This window comes from Oryzophilus luti (genome assembly GCF_059726245.1).
Window position 1 is genome coordinate 1831056 of record NZ_AP040874.1, and the last position, 19147, is coordinate 1850202.

The 19147-nt window shown below is 64.6% G+C and carries 15 protein-coding genes; 9 read left to right on the plus strand and 6 right to left on the minus strand.

All coding sequences use genetic code 11. The features are described from left to right. The first annotated feature begins 129 nt into the window (after nucleotides 1-129). Nucleotides 130-786 carry a peptidoglycan-binding domain-containing protein gene (locus AC6IZO_RS07880; protein WP_497809705.1) on the plus strand — a complete coding sequence of 219 codons (657 nt, stop codon included), beginning with the start codon at nucleotides 130-132 and terminating at the stop codon, nucleotides 784-786. 106 nt (nucleotides 787-892) lie between these two features. Then, nucleotides 893-1804, plus strand: a complete 912-nt coding sequence (locus AC6IZO_RS07885) for a DMT family transporter (RefSeq protein ID WP_497809707.1) — start codon at nucleotides 893-895, stop codon at nucleotides 1802-1804. A 6-nt stretch (nucleotides 1805-1810) separates the two neighbouring features. On the opposite strand, the gene AC6IZO_RS07890 is transcribed toward AC6IZO_RS07885, so the two are convergent. From AC6IZO_RS07890 to AC6IZO_RS07900, 3 genes are read right to left on the minus strand one after another with little or no spacing between them, the layout of a single operon-like run. Further along, on the minus strand, nucleotides 1811-3511 hold the full coding sequence (locus AC6IZO_RS07890) for an amidohydrolase (RefSeq protein WP_497809709.1): 1701 nt from the start codon (nucleotides 3509-3511) through the stop codon (nucleotides 1811-1813). Next, nucleotides 3504-4799, minus strand: coding sequence for a M20/M25/M40 family metallo-hydrolase (locus AC6IZO_RS07895; protein WP_497809711.1), 1296 nt, complete (start codon nucleotides 4797-4799; stop codon nucleotides 3504-3506). Before AC6IZO_RS07895 ends, AC6IZO_RS07890 begins: the two co-directional genes overlap by 8 nt. A gap of 58 nt (nucleotides 4800-4857) precedes the next feature. Beyond that, the gene (locus AC6IZO_RS07900; protein ID WP_497809713.1) at nucleotides 4858-5817 is read right to left on the minus strand and encodes an L-lactate dehydrogenase; all 960 of its coding nucleotides are present in this window, start codon (nucleotides 5815-5817) and stop codon (nucleotides 4858-4860) included. Between the two features lie 148 nt (nucleotides 5818-5965). On the opposite strand from AC6IZO_RS07900, the gene AC6IZO_RS07905 reads away from it, so the two are divergent. Both AC6IZO_RS07905 and AC6IZO_RS07910 read left to right on the plus strand, forming a co-directional pair. Further along, nucleotides 5966-6886: a GntR family transcriptional regulator gene (locus tag AC6IZO_RS07905; RefSeq protein WP_497809715.1), complete on the plus strand. Its 921-nt coding sequence runs from the start codon at nucleotides 5966-5968 to the stop codon at nucleotides 6884-6886. A 99-nt stretch (nucleotides 6887-6985) separates the two neighbouring features. Next, nucleotides 6986-7579: a hypothetical protein gene (locus AC6IZO_RS07910; RefSeq protein ID WP_497809716.1), complete on the plus strand. Its 594-nt coding sequence runs from the start codon at nucleotides 6986-6988 to the stop codon at nucleotides 7577-7579. 96 nt (nucleotides 7580-7675) lie between these two features. On the opposite strand, the gene AC6IZO_RS07915 is transcribed toward AC6IZO_RS07910, so the two are convergent. Continuing rightward, nucleotides 7676-9265: an aldehyde dehydrogenase family protein gene (locus tag AC6IZO_RS07915; protein WP_497809718.1), complete on the minus strand. Its 1590-nt coding sequence runs from the start codon at nucleotides 9263-9265 to the stop codon at nucleotides 7676-7678. Nucleotides 9266-9419: 154 nt separating this feature from the next. Continuing rightward, nucleotides 9420-10235, minus strand: a complete 816-nt coding sequence (locus tag AC6IZO_RS07920) for a tRNA pseudouridine synthase A (protein ID WP_497809720.1) — start codon at nucleotides 10233-10235, stop codon at nucleotides 9420-9422. A 450-nt stretch (nucleotides 10236-10685) separates the two neighbouring features. Between AC6IZO_RS07920 and AC6IZO_RS07925 the strand changes: the two genes are divergently transcribed. The 5 genes from AC6IZO_RS07925 (at nucleotide 10686) to AC6IZO_RS07945 (ending at nucleotide 17853) form a co-directional block, all read left to right on the plus strand. Beyond that, nucleotides 10686-12707, plus strand: coding sequence for a TolC family protein (locus AC6IZO_RS07925; protein ID WP_497809722.1), 2022 nt, complete (start codon nucleotides 10686-10688; stop codon nucleotides 12705-12707). A 333-nt stretch (nucleotides 12708-13040) separates the two neighbouring features. Then, nucleotides 13041-13796: a glycosyltransferase family 2 protein gene (locus AC6IZO_RS07930; protein WP_497809724.1), complete on the plus strand. Its 756-nt coding sequence runs from the start codon at nucleotides 13041-13043 to the stop codon at nucleotides 13794-13796. A gap of 248 nt (nucleotides 13797-14044) precedes the next feature. Then, complete coding sequence (locus tag AC6IZO_RS07935) at nucleotides 14045-15226, plus strand: DEAD/DEAH box helicase (RefSeq protein WP_497809726.1); 1182 nt, start codon at nucleotides 14045-14047, stop codon at nucleotides 15224-15226. A gap of 219 nt (nucleotides 15227-15445) precedes the next feature. Next, nucleotides 15446-17296: an acyl-CoA mutase large subunit family protein gene (locus tag AC6IZO_RS07940; RefSeq protein ID WP_497809728.1), complete on the plus strand. Its 1851-nt coding sequence runs from the start codon at nucleotides 15446-15448 to the stop codon at nucleotides 17294-17296. A 35-nt stretch (nucleotides 17297-17331) separates the two neighbouring features. Then, nucleotides 17332-17853, plus strand: coding sequence for a DinB family protein (locus tag AC6IZO_RS07945; protein ID WP_497809730.1), 522 nt, complete (start codon nucleotides 17332-17334; stop codon nucleotides 17851-17853). 50 nt (nucleotides 17854-17903) lie between these two features. On the opposite strand, the gene AC6IZO_RS07950 is transcribed toward AC6IZO_RS07945, so the two are convergent. Further along, the gene (locus tag AC6IZO_RS07950) at nucleotides 17904-19055 is read right to left on the minus strand and encodes a DUF481 domain-containing protein (RefSeq protein WP_497809732.1); all 1152 of its coding nucleotides are present in this window, start codon (nucleotides 19053-19055) and stop codon (nucleotides 17904-17906) included. Nucleotides 19056-19147 lie beyond the last annotated feature (92 nt).

Here is a 19147-nt window from a genome sequence, read left to right on the forward strand (position 1 = left end):
CCGGACGCTGACGCGCCCGGTGGCGGCACGGTCCGCGCTTGAGCACTGGAGGCGGTGCGGTTCGTGTGAATCCCGAATCCGGATCGGCGCTGGCCGCCGGGCAGGATCGGCCAACGTCAGAAAAGGATTATGGGCTCGATTACTTTGCTTATGAACTTCCGCCCTTCATATCGCTCTCTGCTTGTCACGATCATTGCACTCTGCCTGATGGGAGTCCCGGCTTCGGCCGCCAAGCACTCCTCCCACAAGTCGGCTTCCGCCAAAAGCACTCACAGTTCGGCGTCGCACGCCAAGGCTGCCTCCAAGGCCAGCACGAAGGATTCCGCCAAGAGCAGTTCGAAGAAAGCCTCCGCAAAGGCCGCCAAGTCGGACGACAGCGATTCCGACGCGAAGCCGGTGGCCTCCGGCAAGAAGAAAGGCAAGCGTGGCAAGGGGGCTGCTGTGGCAGCCGCGCCCCGGCGTCCGCGTGGACAGCAAGGCATTGACGGCGACCGCGCCCGCGAGATTCAGTCGGCGCTCATCCGCGAGCACTATCTGGATGGCGAACCGACCGGCGTGTGGGATTCCCGCACCAAGGACGCACTCGTGCGCTTCCAAGGCGACCACGGCTGGCAGACCCGGATTACCCCCGACTCGCGCGCCCTTATCAAGCTGGGCCTGGGGCCGCGCCACGACGGGTTGCTGAATCCGGAAGCGGCGGCGATTGCGCCGGTCCGCCCCGCCGACCGCACGGTTTCCGAAGTCGGCGGCGAACGGTCCATCTCCGGCATCGCCATGGGGCACTAGGCCGAAAGACTTTTGATCTGCGAAATGCACGGCTGAGGCCGTGCATTTTTGTTGCCCGCCATCAATCCGGCTCTCCCGCCCTTGCTGGATTTGCGATAATCGATCTGTGTCCCGTTCCGTGAAAGCCCACCTGCTGCTCGTGTTCTGCACCTTCATCTGGGGCTCGACCTTCGTGCTCATCAAGGCCGCGCTGGCAGATTCGTCCCCGCTGGCGCTGAACGCGGTGCGCATGGTGCTGGCCACGGCCGTGCTCGCGCTCATCTACCGCAAACAGCTCATGGCGGTCACCCGTGGGGCATTGCTGGCAGGATTTCAGGTTGGCACCTGCCTGTGGCTGGGCTACGAGACACAGACCGCCGGGCTGACCATGACCTCGGCCTCAAAGTCGGCGTTCATCACCGGGCTTTCAGTCATCCTTGTGCCGGTGCTGCTGGCCATCTTCTGGCGGCGGCATGTAAACCGCTACACCATGCTCGGAGTCAGCGGCGCACTCATCGGCCTGTTCCTGATGACGGTTCCACCCGGCGATGCGGCGCTGGCCTTTGCCAGCGTCAACCGTGGAGACGTGCTCACGCTGATCTGCGCCGTGGCCTTCGCCTTCCAGATCATCTACGTGGGCCGGGCGGCGCAGCGCGTCCCCTTCGGCCAACTTGTACCGCTTGAAATCGGCTTCTGTGCGCTGTGGATGGTGGTCAGCATCCCGCTGGCGGAGCGCGGAGCCTACATACACTTCACCGCTCCGGTTCTCTGGTCGCTCGCCATTTGCGGGCTGCTGGGAACGGTGTTTGCCTTTATCGTGCAGGCCTGGGCGCAGCAGTTCACGCCGCCCACGCACACGGCGCTCATCTTTGCGCTGGAACCGGTCTTTGCCGGAGCAACGTCATACGTGCTGCTGGGCGAGCGGCTGAGTGCACGCGGCTGGCTGGGCGGCGCGCTCATTCTCGGAGGCGTGCTGCTGAGCGAGATGCTCGGCACGGTGCAGCACCCGGAGAGCGAACTGCAGGAAGAAGCCAGCTAGCTGCCGCTATTTCGCCTCGTAGACCGTTTTGCCGCCCACAACCGTACGCAGCACCCGCGTTGCAAGAATCTCCCTGGGCGGGCAGGTTAGCAGGTTGCGATCGAGCACGATGAAATCCGCCAGCATACCCGGCGCGAGCGTTCCCTTCCTGCTTCCGGCAAACTCGGCGTAAGCGCTGCCGGCGGTGTAGGCCCGCAGAGCTTCTTCGCGCGTGAGCTTCTGCTCCACGTAATACGACCTGGTTCCTTCTTCATTGCTACGCGTAATGGCCGAGTAGATTCCGCGGAAGGGCGTGATCGGCTCCACCGGGTAGTCGGTGCCGAAGGCGAGGCGCACGCCGTGGTCGGCCAGTTCGCGCCACGGATACGAATGCTTTGCGCGCTCCGGGCCGATGCGATCCTCCGCCCAGTTCATGTCCGTCAACAGGTGGTTGGGCTGTACGCTGGCAATCACCTTCAACTTTGCCATGCGCTCCATCTGCGCCACGGTCAACACCTGCGCGTGCTCCACGCGGTTGCGAAAGTCCGGCAGCGTGTTCAGTACCCTCTCTTCCGTGGCCGTGCGCTGCGCCGCTTCAAAGGCATTGAGCGCCATCTCGGCGCCCAGGTCTCCAATGGCATGAAAGCCGAGTTGGAAGCCTGCAAGCTGGCGTTCGCGGGCCATTGCGTTCAGCCTCTCCGGCTCATACTGCGGCAAGCCCTTGTTGGCCGCGTCGTCCGCGTAGGGGGCCAGCATGGCGGCCGTGCGCGAACCGAGCGAGCCATCCATAAAGCCCTTGAGCATGCCGGTGTGCAGCAGCGCATCCTCGCCCGAATGGTGTGCGCGCTCTTCGTTCAGCATAGACAGATCGGCGCCGAAGTCGAGCCAGGCGTTGATGCGCGCCGTCAGCCGGCCTTCGCGCTCAAGCTGCTCGTAGACGAGGAAGGCAGGCCACGGCGAGTTGTCCTGCACGCTCGTCAGGCCGTGCTCGGCGGCGTCTGCCAGCGCCAGTTCAATGCCCCGGCGAAGCTGCTCCTCGGTCGGCTGCGGAATCTTCTTCGTGACAAGGTCCATGGCGGCGTCGCGCAGGATGCCGGTCGGCTCGCCCGTGGCGTCGTGGTCAATCTTGCCGCCCATCGGGTCAGGCGTTGCCTTGGTCACGCCTGCGGCAGCGAGCGCGGCGGAGTTTGCCACGCCAATGTGTCCGTCCACGCGGGTGAGCCACGCCGGATGGCCGCCGCTGACGCGGTCAAGCTCCGTGCGCGAGGGCAGCACCTGCCGGCTCCACTTGGTGTGGTCCCAGCCGCCGCCCTGTATCCACTCGCCGGGCGCGGCATGCTGCGCCGCTTCACTCTTTGTCCACTCGCTCACGCGCGCCAGCATTTCGTCATAAGAGCGCACGCCAAGCAACTCGACCTGGAGCTTCTCCAGCCCGCCGCCCGCGAGATGAAGGTGCGCGTCATTCAGGCCGGGCATGACGAAGCGTCCGCCGAGATCGACCACCGTGGTCTTCGATCCCTTGAGGGCCATCACCTGCTTCAGGTGCCTGGCGTCGGCGATGGCCACAATGCGCCCGTCGCGCACGGCAAAGGCCTCGGCGTGCGGTGCGGAGGTCACGCCGGTCCACACATTGGCGTGGGTATAAATGGCATCGGCCGGGGCGGGCTTGTCAGCGGCGAAGGAGATGGAGGTCATAAGGCAGAGGACAGCGAACAGCAGCTTATTCATTCACGTTTCTCGATGTTTCTTCTTCCACGCCGGCGAGCGCGAGGATGGTGAGCAGGATGCGGCGCAACGCCTGCTCGCGCGAGGCGGGTTCGAACCACTCGGCCCCCGTGTGCGCTCCACCTCCGTAGCCGCCGCCGCCAATGGCCAGCGCGTCCACGCCGAGCGAGAGTGGAATGTTCGCATCGGTGGAGGCGCGCTGCGGCTTGGCCGTGATGCCCAGTTGCGAATCCACCGCGCGGAGAGCGAGCAGCACGGGGGCATCGGCACGCAGCGAAGCCGCCGGGCGGTCGCCAACGATGGAAATCTCAAGGCTGAGGCTGCGGCGCGTGGCCCGCGACTCGCTGCTGGTCTGGCCGACAGCGTCGGCAAAGGCGCGGCGCAGCTCCAACTCCATTTGCTCAATCTGTTTCGGGTCGGCCGAGCGGATGTCAATGCGCACGCGCACCTGCTCGGGAATGGCGTTGACCGAGGTGCCGCCTTCAATGATGCCGACGCTGATGGTGGTCTTTGGCTCGGCGGGCAGTTCCAGCTGGCCCAGCGCGGAGATGGCCCGCGCCGCGGCCAGGATCGGATTGGGCACGCCGAAGTCGCTCCACGAATGACCGCCGGGGCCGGTGATGCGCACTTCAAAGCGGCGGCTGCCCAGCCCTTCGGTCACCACAAGGTCCACACCGGAGCCATCGAGCACGAGCATCTGAGAGATGCGTCCATGCCAACGCGGGTCGGCAAAAAGATGGCGCATGCCGCGCAGATTGCCGTCGCCTTCTTCGCCCACGTTGGCCACCAGCAGCAGAGGCCGGCGGGTTGTGAGCTTGGCGGCTTCCAGCGAGGCGGCCACCGCCCACAGCGCGGCCAGCCCGGCACCGTTGTCGCTGATGCCCGGCCCGTAGAGCCGCGCGTGATCGCGCCAGATGTTGATTTCGGTTTCCGGAGGAAAGACCGTGTCGAGGTGCGCGGTGAGCGCAATGAGCGTGCCGTAAGCCTGCGCGCCGGGGCGAAGGGCCACCACGTTGCCGATCTCATCCTGCTCGGCTTGGTAGCCGAGCTCGCGCATGCGGGCGCAGAACCATGCGCTGCGCTCCGCCTCGTGGAACGGCGGCGCGGGAATGCCGGAGACATCCATCTGGAGCGCGGCGATTTCGCGCTCGTGCGAGCGCAGCCAATTGACGGCCTCATGCACCACGCGCAGCGAACTGGTGCGCGCCACCTCGCGCGCCCACTCCGCCGACTCAGGCGTGCGGGCCTCGGTCGCGCCGCTCAGGAACCGGCTCCAGGACAGGAAAGGCATGGAAGTCGATGGTACAACGAGCGGCGCGGAGTGCGAAGCCCCTGTGTGCCTCTACGCCTTACAGTCCCGGCACCAGCCCGTGCAGGCCCTCGATCGTCTCATGCAGCACGCGGGCGGAGTTCTTCAGCTTGGTCTCCTCGTCCTCGCTCAATTCGAGCTGGATGACATGGTCGACGCCGCCGCGATGCACCACGGTCGGCAGGCTCAGGCAGACGTCATGGATGCCGTAGATGCCGTTCACCAGGCTCGAGACGGAGATGACCGTGCTCTGGTCGCGCAGGATGGCCTCGCAGATGCGCATGAGGCCTGCGCCGATGGCGTAATACGTGGCGCCCTTGCGTTCGATGATGTGGTAGGCAGCGTCGCGCGTCTCGGTAAAGATGCGGTCCATCGTCTCCTGCGTGATGTCGCCGGGGTTGTGCTTGGCGTACTCGGGCAGGCGCATGCCGGCAATGTTGGCCAGCGACCAGACAGGCACTTCGCTGTCACCGTGCTCGCCAATGATGTAGCCGTGTACGCTGCGGGCGTCCACGTCAAAGTGCTGGCTCAGCAGGTAACGGAAGCGCGCGGTATCGAGGATGGTGCCCGAACCGATGACGCGCTGCGGTGGCAGGCCGCTCAGCTTCACCGAGACCCAGGTCAGCACGTCGACCGGGTTGGTGGCGATCACGAGGATGCCGTCCGGGTTGTGCTTGACCACCTCGGGGATGATGCTGGAGAAAATCTTGGTGTTCTTGCGTACCAGGTCCAGGCGCGTCTCGCCGGGCTTCTGCGCGGCTCCGGCGGTGATGACCGTAACGGCCGCCCCGGCGCAATCGGAGTAATCTCCGGCCCAGATGCGCGTGGCGTGGGTGAACGGCATGGCGTGGTTCAGGTCCATTGCCTCGCCCTCGGCCTTGGCGCGGTTGGCGTCAATTAGAACGATCTCGGCGGCCAGGCCGCGGAAGATCAGCGCGTAGGCGAAGCTGGCGCCCACATTCCCCAGCCCGACAATGGCAATACGATTCGTCTTCGGCATGTCTCTATTTTATGCGTTTGGCGTATTTTCCGCCCGTTTCCGGCTCGCAAAGCGGTCTGCACGATGCAGAAATGGACCGCGCAAGGGCGGCCGATGGTCCCGCGCAAATGACTTTGCGCACCGTGGCGGGCGGCGGATAATGTGCGGCATGCGCTTCTGGTTCGCTCGCAGCAGCGAAGTCTCCATCCACGAACAACTCGTCACGCAGGTGGTGCTGGGGATCGTCAGCGGAGAGCTGAAGCCCGGACAGCGGTTGCCGAGCACGCGCGAACTGGCGCGGCGCTTTCACCTCCACGCCAACACGGTCAGCACCGGCTACCGCGAGCTTGAGCGGCAGGGCTGGGTGGAGTCCCGCAAAGGCAGCGGCGTGTTTGTGTGCGACCGGAGACCGACGGCCTCCGCACAACAAGCGCTGGCGCTCGACGGCCTGATTGCCGGATTTTTCCGCGACGCGCGAGCGATGGGTGCGCCTCTGACGCAGGTTCGCACGCGACTACGGCACTGGCTCAGCCTGCAACCGCCCGACCACTTTCTTGTTGTGGAGCCGGACCCGGAGTTGCGCGCCATCCTCATTCACGAACTGCGCCGAGCCGTAGAGTTCGAGGTGCGCGGATGCTCGCCGGAGGAATTGAGCGCCCCTGAGACGTGCCTTGGTGCCGTGCCGGTGGCGCTGCCCAGCCGTCGCGAAATCGTGCGCGCAGCGCTTCCGCCCGAAGCGGAGCTGATTGGCTTACAGGTCTGTTCCGTTCCCAAGAGCCTGCTGAAGTACCTGCCCGTCGCGAGCGAGGTGATGGTTGCGGTGGCCTCGCGTTGGCCGGAGTTTCTGAAACAGGCGCACACCATGCTTGTGGCCGCGGGCTTTGCGCCGGAGAGCCTGCTGCTGCGCGATGCGCGTCGCCGCAACTGGCGCAGCGGACTCAAGTCGGCGGCGGCCGTGGTGTGCGACTCGCTGACGGCAACCGCCGTGCCGCGCGACTGCCTCACAATTCCCTTCCCGCTCGTCAGCGAAGACTCGCTCACGGAGTTGCGCCGATATTGTCAGATGATTCGCGAGACGGACGCCGGTTGAACGCGCACTTGTGACAGTTCGCAAACCGTCACAAGGCGGCGCCACCTGCGGCTAAAACTCTCCTACGCTCTCTGCACAAAGGACACTGAAGGAGGACGTATGCGGAGAAGCATTCCGATCCTGGCATTGATGCTGCTGGCAGCACTGCCCGCGCTGGCCTTGGAGGGCAATGACGCCATCTATGTGAATGGCACGGCGTCGGCCTTGGCTGCGGATACCAGCGGCAAGCTCGACCTCTCACACCCCGAGTTGCTGGTCTTCCGCTACCTGGGAGGCAAGCTGGAAATTCCGTACGCGCGCGTGACGCGCTGCGTGCACACCGACGAGGTGGCCGTGCACCTGGGCGTGGCTCCGGCCATTGCCGTAGGCCTGCTGAAGAAGCGCCGCCGCAACCATTTTGTCGAGATCACTTACAAGGACGATGCCGGACGACAGCAGATCGTGATGTTCCAGGTAGCGAAGACCATGCCGCCGGTGCTGTTGCCAACTCTGGCGGCGCGCGCACCAGCGCCTGTGGACTGCCGCCCGTCCGAAGAGTGCCCGGCACGTGCAAAGGAAGCACGTCCGAAGGAGCCTCAGAAGATCGAGGTAAAGATTACGCAGGAAACCACAAGCACAGCGACGGCTCCCGCCGCAGCACCCGCCATTCCGCTGCCCGCAGAAAAACCGATGCCTGCAGAGTCACCCAAATAGCGCCGCCCTGCAGGACAAGCGAAATGAACCAGCCCCGCACACGGTTGAGCCGCAGGCGGGGCTTTTGCGTTAGCAACTTCTGTGCCCCACCGCTTTTCAGCGGCGCTTGCGCAGCAGCGCCCCGGTAGAGCGCAGAGCGCCGCTCAGACGCGCCCCGAGGCCCTGCGCAAACAGCATCTGGTTGAAGGCGAACATCTGCCGGGTGAAGCGCGCACCGTAGGGATACCACCACAGCTTCTTCATCCACGCGGTGCCGTCCACATCCACCAGCTTGGGGCGCACCATCTCGCGCAGGCCGTCGAGGCCGTGGGTGCGTCCGGTGCCGCTGAACTTGACGCCGCCGTGCGGAGCCTCGGCGATGGCGAAGCCCGTCAACAGGTCGTTGACGAGCACCGCGCCGGTCTGCAAGCGTTGCGCCAGGTGCTCGGCGCGTGCGCTGTTGCGCGTCCAGACGCTGGCGGCCAGGCCGAACTCGCTGGCGTTGGCCCGCTGTACCATCTCCTCGTCACTGCCCACGGGGATGACCGGCAACACGGGGCCGAAGGTCTCCTCGCACAGCAGGGCGCACTCTGCTGGCAGTTCCACCACCAGCGTTGGCGCATAGAACTGCGCGCCAACTTCAGACAGACGGCGTCCGCCGCAGAGCACCTGCGCGCCGTGCGCCCGAGCCTCCTCCACCTGCGCCTCCACAATTTCAAGCTGACGGGTGGAGATCATCGGCCCCATGTCGCTCTCCGGCTCCGAGCCGGGGCCGACCTTGAGCGCCTCAATCTTGCGCTGGCAGGCCGCAACGAATTCCGCGTAGATGGGCCGCGCCACGTAGCAGCGCTCCACGGAGATGCAGGTTTGCCCGGCATTCATCATGGAGCCCCAGACGGCGGCGCTGGAGGCAATGTCCACATCGGCGTCGTCGAGCACCAGCATGGGATCCTTGCCGCCGAGTTCGAGCACCGATGGGATGAGGTGCTCGGCGGCAGCCACGCCCACGCGGCGGCCGGTGGCCACGCTGCCGGTAAAGATCACTTTGTCGATGCCGGAGGCGACCAGCGCCGCGCCGACCTCGCCGTAGCCGAGCACCACCTGCATCACGTCCTCGGGCACGCCGGCTTCATGCAGCAGCGCGGCCAGCAGCACGGCGGAATCCGGCGTCAACTCACTGGGCTTGAGCACCACTGCATTGCCGCAGGCAAGGGCCGCGACCGTCTCGGTGGCCGGGATGGAGAATGGGTAGTTCCACGGCGAGATGATGCCGATGACGCCAAAGGGCTCGTGGTGCAGGCGCGTGCGCTTGTGCCACATCACCGGGTTGGAGTGCCCCAGCCACTCCGTACGCAACACGCGCGCAGCGTTGGCGGCGGCAAAGCGGGCAGCGTCGAGCGTCACCATGACCTCGGTGAGCAGGGCCTCCACCAATGGCTTGCCCGCTTCGCGCGTGACGGTGGAGGCGACTTTCTCCTGATCGCGCACCAGCAGGTTGCAGAAGCGGCGCAGCACGGCAGCGCGCTCGCGCACCGGACGCGCGGCCCACTCGGCCTGCGCCACGCGGGCTCGGGCCACCGCCGTGCGCGCCTCAAACGGACTGGCGCAGGCGTACTGGCTGATGGGTTCGCCGGTGGCGGGATTGAAGTTCGCCAGCATGCGCGCTTCGGATTTCGGCATCGGATGGAGTTCGGTCCCGGTGGCCATGGCGCACCTCTTTCGTACAGGAATGGAGGCCAGCCCCGCAGCCCCACGCCGCGGGTGGTGAAACTCTACTGTGCCGCCGAAGGTTCTTCAAGTGCCGCGAGACGGTTCGGTTCAGATACGGAATGCAGGCGGCAAGGGCCGACGCGAGCGCGTGTTACTCCAACGGCTCCGGGTATTCGACGTTGACCAGATACAGCCCTTCGGCGGGAGCGGTGGCACCGGCGGCGGAGCGGTCGCGCGCGGCGAGGATGCGCGTGATGTCGGCGGGCGCAAGCGTTCCCTTGCCCACCAGCAGGAAGGTCCCCACTAGGTTTCGGACCATGTGATGCAGGAAGCCGTTGCCGCACACGTGGTAGACCAGTTCATCTCCGGTGCGGTCGAAGTGTGAGCTGTAAATGGTGCGAATGTTGCCGACGTGCTTTGGTGCCGGAGCACTCTCAGCTTCCGGCGCACGCGCCGCAGCCTCGGCCATGCGCTGCGTGCGGTCCGGATCGACGGCGGCAAAGGAGGTGAAGTCATGCTCACCTACCACCAGTTCGGCGGCCTCGCTCATCGCCGCCTCATCCAGAGGGTACGGATAGTGCGTAACGTAGCGATGCAGGAACGGCGGCACCGGGTCTCCGCGCCAGATGCGGTATTGGTAGCTTTTGCCCACGGCGCTGTGACGCGCGTGGAAGCCCTCCGGCACCTCGTCCACGGCAAGCACGCGAATAGCGGGCGGCAGGCGGTCATTGAGCACCACTTTGAAGTTCGCCAGCGGGATGCGCGATGCGGTCTGGAAAGTGGCCACCTGCGCCAGCGCGTGCACTCCGGCATCGGTGCGTCCGCTGCCCTGCGGCAACAACTTCTCGCCGGTCAGGGTTTCGAGCACCTCGGCGAGCACGCCCTGCACGGTCGGATGCCCGGGCTGCACCTGCCAGCCGTGGAAGCCTGAACCATCGTAGGAGAGCGTGAGTTTCAGGTTGCGCAAAGGGTCTCCTGCGGAGCGCGAGGAACTCGCAACCACACGCACGTGATTGCAGGCATTCGAGTTGCGGGCGCGCTCAGCTATACTCAATCGTATCCCAGGCTGCGCGGGCAGGCCAGAAACTGGCTGGCGCGAACGCCGGGGCACTCAGATTTTACACAGGCAGACCATGCCGCGCAGCGGGCAGGTGGTAGGCTTCAACGCGAGTGTTGTGCGGCAGGGCCGCACGCGCAATCTGCATCCGTATAGCGCCAATGTGTTTTCTTGCCGTTCCTGAGGGAACCGGCGATGCATGGCTTGCGTATGAAGGATTGACTGAGTTTTCGGTTGCATGTTCCAGAGCCGATTCAATGTTGATGGATCCGGACAAGGTTCCCCGAGCGACAAGTGCGGCAGTCCGGAGACAGCTTCCGCGAATTGGCCTATCAGCGAAGTTCAAGCGGAGAAGAGCGAATGCGAGTTTCGCAGGGTGTGGTTTCGTGCGTCAGGATGATCGGCCTTTCGGCGCTCCTGGTCCTGGTTTCTTCCAACGTGCTGGCGCAGGGCGCGGTGCCGGATGCGCCGTCGGCGCAGGCCAAGGTGGCCACCGGTTCGCCCAACCGCAACGCCACGTCCACGGATTACTCCAAGGGACGTTCGGCGTTGAGTGTGGTGGGGCCGTATCAGGGACGCACGGTGCCCGCGCCCGACCTGGGCAACGCGCCGCGCATCAGCCAGCTTGTGCAGAACGGGCGGCTCATGCTCTCGCTGAATGACGCCATCGCGCTGGCCCTGGAAAACAACCTCGACATCGCCATTGCGCGCTACAACCTGAACATTGCCGACACCGACCTGCTGCGCACGCTGGCCGGCGGCGGAAACCGCGGCGTTTCCACCGGCGTGGTCAGTGGCACGCCCGGCGGCAGTGGCGTGGGCATGAGCACGGGCAGCAGCGGCTCCGGCGCAGGCGGCACTTCGGCCGGCTCCGGCGGAGCAGCTTCCGGCACCAGCGGCATTGTCAGCTCCACCAGCGGCATCGGTCCGGCGGTCGACCCGTTCGACCCGACGGTGACCAGCACGCTCGCCTTGGAGCGCTCCTACATGCCGATCAGCTCGTCGTATTACAACCAGCTCGGCATCTTCCGCGAGTCTTACAACACGGGCACCGCGAACCTGGCCTATAACCAGGGCTTCGCCAGCGGCACCAAGATGACCGTGGAGTTCGACAATTCGCACTACGGCACCAACGTCTCCAACTACTCGCGCTATAACACCCCGTCGCTGAAGCTGACGCTGCGCCAGCACCTGACGCAGGGCTGGGGCTGGAATATGAACCGTCGCTTCATCCTGACGGCGAAGAACAACAAGCGCATCACTGACAGTTCGTTCCAGCAGCAGATCATCTACACCGTGGTGCAGATCCAGAACATCTACTGGGACCTGGTGAACGCCTACGAGAACGTGAAGGTGCAGGAAGAGGCGGTCCGCTACGCCCAGCGCACGCTGACCGACAACCAGAAGCAGGTTGAAATCGGAACGCTGGCACCCATTGAGGTTGTGCATGCGCAGTCTCAGGTGGCCAGCGCACAGCAGCAGCTCATCAACGCGCAGACCAATCTTCAGTACCAGCAGTTGCTGATGAAGAACGCCATCACCCGCAACATGAGCGACGCCACGCTGGCTTCGGCGCCGGTTATCCCGACCGACACCATGCGCATTGTGGACGCTCCTCCGGTGAGCGATATGCAGCAGTTGGTGGCCGACGCCCTGAAGCGCCGCCCCGAGATCGAACAGTCGCGGCTTGACCTGCAGAACCGCACCATCACCAAGAAGGCCGCGCGCCAGGCGCTGCTGCCCGTGGTCGACGTGAGCGCCTTCTACAAGGGCGCGGGCCAGTCGGGCGATTGCTCCTCGACGCTGGGCGGCTCCAACTGCGTCAGCACCAGCTACGGCAACGCCTTTGGACAGATGTTCGACAGCTCCTACCCGGACAAGGGCGTGCAGTTGACGCTCTCCATCCCGATCCGCAACCGCGAGGCGCAGGCCGACCAGGTGCGCTCGGAACTGGAATACCGCCAGGCTGAAATGCGCTTCCAGCAGCAGCAGAACAACGTCATGATCGACGTGCGCAATTCCGCCTACACCCTGCAGCAGAGCCGTGCGCAGCTTGATGCCGCCCTCAAGGCGCGCGACTACGCCAAAGAGAGCCTGGAGGCCGAGCAGAAGAAATATGAACTCGGCGCCAGCACCAGCTACCTGGTGCTGCAGATGGAAAACACCTACGTGCAGGCGCAGTCGAACGTTGTCACCGCCACCACGGCCTACGAGAAGGCCCGCGTGGACCTGGACCGCGCCACCGGCTATACGCTGGAGCGTTCGGGCATCCTGATGCCGGAGGCGGTCAGCGGCATTGTCACCCACTCGCCGCAGGTGCCGGACGTTGCGCCGCGCACCGACGTGACGCCGACGGAGTCGCAGAAGGCGCCGCAGAACTAACCGGCAATTGTTTCGCGGAAGGCGCGGCCGAGGCCGCGCCTTTTCCGTCTTCGCCCGCCGGAAAAATCAGCGAAATATTTCTTCACATTTTCCGCTTACCCTTCCAGAGTGCCTCCGTCTATGTGTATGTACCGCCGATGCGCGCATGAGCAATCGTGGACCGGCGGCCTCCTGAGAACCCGAGAACTCCTGTTGATGGGCCGCACCGAACTCTCTCACGGGCGGCCCTGAATTTTTTCCAGCCGACTCTGCTACCATGCAAACCGGTGAGGGCGCAGCCACTCACCCGGTTCCACACATCTGCCCGCCGCATTGCGGGCGCCAAGGCTCGGAATGAAGCTCTCGGTCGCCATCATTACGTTCAATGAAGAAGCCAACCTGGAACGCACGCTGGCCAGCGTGATGCCCTTCGCCGATGAGGTGGTCATCGTCGACAACGGCTCCACCGACCGCACGCTGGAGATTGCGCGCTCGTTCGGCGAAAAGGTGCGCACGCTGCATGAGCCGTGGCGCGGATTTGCCGGGCAGAAGAACTTTTCCATGCAGCAGTGCACGGGCGACTGGGTGCTCTCGCTCGACGCCGATGAGGAGGTCAGCCCGGAGCTGGCGGCCACCATCCGGCAGACGGCCGAAAACGCCACGGTCGACGCCATCATCGTCAACCGCAGGCTCATGTTTCTGGGCCGCTGGATCCACCGCGCGGGCCTCTACCCGGACCCCAAGGTGCGGCTGGTGCGACGTGGAAATGCATTCTTTGAAGACCGTCCGGTGCACGAGAGCATCCACTTTGACGGCCCCACGGCCCACGCCAGCGGCGACCTCATCCACTGGGCCTACCACAACCTTGACGACTTCATGGAGCACCAGAACCGCTACAGCAGCATTGGCGCCACTCTGGTAAAGCCCGTCAAGGCGCGCCGCGTGGTGCTGAACGGAGTGGTGGCCCCGGCCTTGCGCTTTGTCTACGACTATTTCCTTCGCCTTGGCTTCCTTGACGGACGCGAGGGTCTGCTGTGGCATCTGTACCACGCCGTGTACTCCAGCCTGAAGTACTCAAAGGCCTGGGATGCGGAGCGAAAACAGCGCTAAGTATCCTTCTGGCTAATAGCCGGGAAGCGCCCGATTAGAAGAATTGCACCAAACAGTGGTACACTGCATCCAACGAATTGATGTTGGGTGAACCAGTTGAGCGTAGCTCCGGCCAGCGTGGCCAGAATCCCGCCTTCTAGCATTCCCTCGAATCAAGAACAATCAAAAGTGAGTGGCTTCCTGAGTTTCATGCGAATCGCACTTCGAGTGCGCGTCGCCAAGACGCCCTCTGAGAGAGCGAACCATACATGTTGAAGTTTAGTGACCTGTCCTTGTCCGCCGCCGTGCAGAAAAAGCTGGCGGACGCGAAGTTTGTAACCCCTACCCCTGTGCAGGAAGCGGCCATTCCGCCCGCTCTTGAAGACCGTGACGTTCTGGCCACGGCACAGACCGGCACCGGCAAGACGCTGGCCTTCCTGATCCCGTTGATTGAACGGCTGCTGGACACTCCGGCCAAGGGCCTGGAGGCTCTCGTGCTGGTTCCGACGCGCGAGCTGGCGTTGCAGGTTGCCGATGAGTACGAAAAGATCCGTCCGGCGAAGCTGCCGCACGCGGCAGCCGTCATCGGTGGCGTGCCTGAGCGCCGCCAGTTGCAGTCGCTGAAGAAGTCGCGCCTGGTGGTGGCAACGCCGGGCCGTCTGGTGGACTTCCTCCACCGCCGCATGGTGAATCTGTCGAAGATTCACACGCTGGTGCTGGATGAATCCGACCGCATGCTGGACATGGGCTTCCTTCCGGCACTGCGCCAGATTACGCAGGCGCTGCCGCAGGAACGCCAGACCATGTGCTTCTCCGCTACGCTGGAGCGCTCGGTGGTCGGCCTGATGAACGACCTGCTGGACAACCCGGTGCGCGTCGCGCTCGGCTCCACCAGCAAACCCACGGAAAACGTGGACCTGATGGCCTACGAAATTCCAGCCATGCAGAAGCCCGACGCCCTGCGCGAGCTGCTGTACGAAGAAAAAGGCCCGACGCTCGTGTTTGCCCGCACCAAGCGCGGCACCGAGCGGCTGACCAAGGCGCTGGTGCGCGACGGCTTCTCGGTGGCCATGATTCACGGTGACCGTTCGCAGTCGCAGCGCGTCAAGGCGCTGGCCGGCTTCGATGAAGGCCAGTACCAGGTGCTGGTTGCCACCGACATCGCCGCTCGCGGCATCGACGTGAGCAGCGTGGCGCACGTGATCAACTACGACCTGCCGCAGGTTCCCGAGGACTTCATCCATCGCGTAGGCCGCACCGGCCGCGCAGGACGCCGCGGCAAGGCCACCACGCTAGTTTCCGGCGCCGAGGTGCTGGAGCTGAACCACATGGAACGCGTGCTCAAGCTTCGTATGAAGCGCCGCACCGCTGGCAAGGCTCCGCGAATCGAGCACAAGAACACGCTCGCCTCGCGCACGCTCTCCCGGCTCCCCGGCGAAGTCTTCGTCTAAGACGCGAACGTTCGTTTTGACAGGCGCGACCACTTTGGCCGCGCCTTTTCTTTTTGCCGGTTGCTTCCTCTCGCTCCCTCCCCTTTACACACTCCCTCACTTCACATAAGCTATGCGGTCGCGTGCGCTTCGTGGGGAGGCTCGCGCGTAGAACACTCTCTGCACGACGATCAACATTGGGGCGGTAACGGCCGTGGGCAGACGGCCGAAGGAGACGTCATGGCAAAGGCCGGGCACCATCCGATCGGGCAGCAGCCGGATTCCATCCAACCAAATGCGACTGCGGAGCCGCCGAACCACGCGGCATGGAAGGACGCCGCCGAGGAAGCCGCCTCGCGCACGGCGCCGGAGAGTGAGCGCCGCTGGACGAACGGCACTTTGGCGGAGACATTGGCGCGGCAGCCCGAGCGCCCCATCGGAGCCGCCACCGGCACCAACCAGACCGCGGGCGGTACGGCACGCTTCTCCACCATCAGCAACCGCACCGTGCGGCGGCTCTACACGCCTGCCGACCTGCCTGCCGGGTGGAGCTATGAAGACTACCTCGGCTATCCGGGCGAGCCGCCCTACACGCGCGGCATCCACGCCACGGGCTATCGGGGCAAGCTCTGGACGATGCGACAGTTCTCCGGCTTCGCCTCGCCCGAGGAGACCAACCAGCGCTACAAGTACCTGCTCGCGCACGGCGGCGGAGGGTTGAGCGTTGCCTTTGACCTGCCCACGCTGATGGGCTATGACAGCGATCATCCGTTCAGCGCCGGAGAGGTCGGCAAATGCGGCGTCGCCATTGACTCACTCGAGGACATGGAGATTCTCTTCCGCGGAATTGACCTAGAGAAAACGACGGTTTCCATGACCATCAACTCTCCGGCGAGCGTGCTGTGGGCCATGTATCTGGTAGTGGCGGAAAAGCAGGGCGCCGACTGGCAGAAGATCAGCGGCACCATCCAGAACGACATTCTGAAGGAGTACATCGCGCAGAAGGAGTACATCTACCCGCCCGCGCCGAGCATGCGACTGGTGGTGGACACCTTCGAATTCGGCTCGCGCCGCACGCCGCGCTTCAACACCATCAGCATCTCCGGCTACCACATCCGAGAGGCCGGCTCGACCGCGCTGCAGGAGCTGGCGTTCACGCTCTATGACGGCGTGGAGTACGTGGAGTGGGCGCGCCGCCGCGGGCTTGACGTGGATGAGTTTGCTCCGCGGCTGAGTTTCTTCTTCAACGCGCACAATGACTTCTTCGAGGAGATTGCCAAGTACCGAGCCGCGCGCAAGCTCTGGTACACGCTGATGAAGGAGCGCTTTGGCGCACGCAACGAGCGCAGTTGGCTGCTGCGCTTCCACTCGCAGACCGCCGGAGTTTCTCTGACCGCGCAGCAACCGCAGAACAACATTGCCCGCGTGGCGTTGCAGGCGCTGGCCGCCGTACTGGGCGGAACACAGTCCTTGCATACGGACGGCTTTGACGAGGCGCTGGCGCTGCCGACCGAGGAGGCCGCACGCATTGCGCTGCGCACGCAGCAGATCATCGCCTGTGAGAGCGGCGTGGCCAACACCATCGACCCGCTGGCGGGTTCCTATTTTGTGGAGCGGCTGACGTGTGACATGGAGCAGGGTGCGCGCGAGTACTTCAACAAGCTGGACGGCATGGGCGGCATGGTGAAAGCCATCGAACTCGGCTACCCGCAGAAGGAGATTGCCGAGGCCAGCTACCAGTACCAGCGCGCGGTCGAGGCCGGCGAGAAGATCATCGTCGGCGTGAACGGCTACAACGTGGAGGAGCAGCCGCCGGAAATCCTTCAGATCAGCGACTCGGTGACCGGGCACCAGACGGCGAAGCTGCGCGCGCTGCGCTCACGGCGCGACAACGACGAAGTCCGCCGCAGGCTGGATGCGCTCAAGCGCGCAGCCGCGCAGGAGCCGGTGGCTGCGACCAATGGCACGCTTTCCGAATCCAATACCATGCCCCTGATTCTCGAGGCCGTGCGCGCTTACGCCACGGTGGGCGAGATCTGCCAGGCGCTGCGCGAAGTCTACGACACGTACGAGGAGAGTGTGTTCGCCTGAGCGCCGCCGTGGCCGGGGCACGGAGCGAACCATTGATGAGTGAAACGGCAATCCCTGCAAAATCCAATGATATTGAACCCTGGCTGCGCGGCACGCTGACCGACGTGCCCGCCGTGCACCGCGCCGTGTTGCATGCGTTGGCGCAGGCGCGTGAGGACGTGGAGCGCTGGTGCGCCACCTTTACCGACGCGCAGTGGCATGCGCAGCCGCACCATCTGCCGAGCGCGGCCTTCCACGTGCGCCACATTGCGCAGAGCATGGACCGGCTGCTCTCCTACGCCGAGGCGCGCGAGTTGAGCGCGACCCAGCATGCGGCGCTGAAGTCGGAAGCCGAAACCCGCCCGACCGGCGCGGAGATTCTGCGCGAATTCCGCGCGGCCATGGATGACGCCGAGCAGCGCATGCGGGCTTTCATCGGCAGTGATCTTGAGGCTCCGCGAGCGGTGGGACGCAAGCGGCTGCCCACCACGCTCGGCGGACTGCTGGTCCACCTGGCGGAGCACACGCAACGCCACGTTGGCTCGCTGATTGTGCTGGCGCGCATTGTGCGCGGATAGGCGCACAGGTTCTGAACACGCAAGAAAAGCGGGCTGCGCGCCCGCTTTTCTTATTTCAATGTATAGGTGAGGCCGGTGGTGAACTGGAACGAGTTGCGCTTGGTTGGCGGATCGGTCACCGCAGGGTCGTTCAGGTAGGTGTCCAAGGTGCCAACGCTGAGGCTCAGGCGCTTGTAGAACGGCACCACCAGGCTGTTGGTTTCCGTCACCGAGTAGGCGCGCGTGTTGTTGTAGGCCGGAATGTAGCTGATCTGCTGGTTGAGCGTCCAACTGTGCGGCAGCCGCGTGCGGTAGGCGGTGGTGTAGGTGGAGCCGATCAGGTCCTGATTGGTGCCAGCACTGGCGTTGGCAAACTGCTGCTTTTCATACTGCAGGGTGGCCTTCACGTCGAGCTGCTGCCGGGCATTGCTGAGGATGGTCCAGCCGAGACCGCCGCCGTAAATCTGCTGCAAATCGAGTGACTGCGAATAGTTGTGATCGAAGGCCGTCTGCGCCAGCACGTAGAACCGCGTGGAGAAGTACTGGTCGCGCTCGGCGGCGGCGTGGAAAATCGACGTCTTGGCCGAGGTAACGCCCGACTCCGTCACCTTGCCGTACGAACCGCTGAAGCTGATGCTGGTCTTGTTGCGAGCCTGCAGATACGGCACCGTGGGAATGGCCCTCACCAGCGAAATGCCGCCATTGAACGTGCGCGTTTCCTGCGTGGCCTGCACCAGCGTGCCACCGGCGGTCAGGCTTCCCTTCCAGGCGTTGAAGATGCCCGGTCGGCGGCCGAACTCGCGCGTAAAGACCGAGGTATCGAGAACCTCCATGGCGCTCTTGATCGGGATTGGCTCCGGCTGCGGCTCAGCGTCGGCGTGTATGCGGATCTTGTCCTCAGCCACCGTAATCGCGCCGTGCGGAACGCTCTGCATGGGGGCGCGACGGTTGACCTTCGCCTGCTTGGCCACCACGGCAAATTCCTTGGACGAGCGCAGCTCACGCACCTTCGCCCACGGCACGGTCACGTCTCCCACCACGTCGCTATGGAACGTCACACTGTCGCCCACGGCGCGCAGGAACGAGCCGGTAAGCTGGTCACCGTTGGCAAAGATGATGACGTCGGTGCCGGCGGTCTTGGCAGGTGCGGGTTCGGCCGGCTCGGCCGCCCATAGGCAGCCTGCCAGCAGCAGGGTCGTCAGCCACAGAAACAGGGTTCGCAATGCGCTCCTCATCACTCGGGTCAGCCTTGGAATGAACGGGTGCTGAAAGTCAGCAGAAACTTACTTCCATTGTCTAATAAATTCGCCGCTCA

Excerpts from the sequence above, each read along its gene's own strand:
- AC6IZO_RS07880 (WP_497809705.1), top strand. The coding sequence starts at position 130 with ATGGGCTCGATTACTTTGCTTATGAACTTCCGCCCTTCATATCGCTCT.
- AC6IZO_RS07890 (WP_497809709.1), bottom strand. The coding sequence starts at position 3,511 with ATGAATAAGCTGCTGTTCGCTGTCCTCTGCCTTATGACCTCCATCTCC.
- AC6IZO_RS07895 (WP_497809711.1), bottom strand. The coding sequence starts at position 4,799 with ATGCCTTTCCTGTCCTGGAGCCGGTTCCTGAGCGGCGCGACCGAGGCC.
- AC6IZO_RS07900 (WP_497809713.1), bottom strand. The coding sequence starts at position 5,817 with ATGCCGAAGACGAATCGTATTGCCATTGTCGGGCTGGGGAATGTGGGC.
- AC6IZO_RS07905 (WP_497809715.1), top strand. The coding sequence starts at position 5,966 with ATGCGCTTCTGGTTCGCTCGCAGCAGCGAAGTCTCCATCCACGAACAA.
- AC6IZO_RS07910 (WP_497809716.1), top strand. The coding sequence starts at position 6,986 with ATGCGGAGAAGCATTCCGATCCTGGCATTGATGCTGCTGGCAGCACTG.
- AC6IZO_RS07915 (WP_497809718.1), bottom strand. The coding sequence starts at position 9,265 with ATGGCCACCGGGACCGAACTCCATCCGATGCCGAAATCCGAAGCGCGC.
- AC6IZO_RS07925 (WP_497809722.1), top strand. The coding sequence starts at position 10,686 with ATGCGAGTTTCGCAGGGTGTGGTTTCGTGCGTCAGGATGATCGGCCTT.
- AC6IZO_RS07930 (WP_497809724.1), top strand. The coding sequence starts at position 13,041 with ATGAAGCTCTCGGTCGCCATCATTACGTTCAATGAAGAAGCCAACCTG.
- AC6IZO_RS07935 (WP_497809726.1), top strand. The coding sequence starts at position 14,045 with ATGTTGAAGTTTAGTGACCTGTCCTTGTCCGCCGCCGTGCAGAAAAAG.
- AC6IZO_RS07940 (WP_497809728.1), top strand. The coding sequence starts at position 15,446 with ATGGCAAAGGCCGGGCACCATCCGATCGGGCAGCAGCCGGATTCCATC.
- AC6IZO_RS07945 (WP_497809730.1), top strand. The coding sequence starts at position 17,332 with ATGAGTGAAACGGCAATCCCTGCAAAATCCAATGATATTGAACCCTGG.